The organism is Bacillus sp. sid0103 (assembly GCF_019219025.1).
Genome location: NZ_JAHUWN010000176.1, coordinates 1 through 255 on the forward strand (window position 1 = coordinate 1; position 255 = coordinate 255).

At 34.1% G+C, this 255-nt stretch carries 1 protein-coding gene; it reads right to left on the minus strand.

Annotated elements, in window-relative coordinates; genetic code table 11:
- Positions 1 to 226, minus strand: a 226-nt coding sequence (locus KW850_RS33015; RefSeq protein ID WP_374226413.1) for a chromate transporter, incomplete at its 3' end; no start/stop codon positions are given.
- Between the last annotated feature and the right edge of the window lie 29 nt (positions 227 to 255).

A 255-nucleotide genomic window follows, 5' to 3' on the forward strand; every position in this document is an offset into this window, starting at 1 on the left:
GGAGACGAAGCTTTACCAAGGCAAATAAAGATAATAAAAATATCAGAAAGAGACTAAAAGAGTACCACGAAATTGCATCGACTAAGTGATTGCTAATGGCAAATTTGATTGCTGCATATCCAATTAAACCGGTAATTATTGGTCGTAACCCATAAAAAGCAGATTCCACATGCTTATTTTTATTCATTCGATAGAAAAATGTTGCAATAATAATAACCAATACCAATGAAGGAATCACCATACCTATCCCAGCTG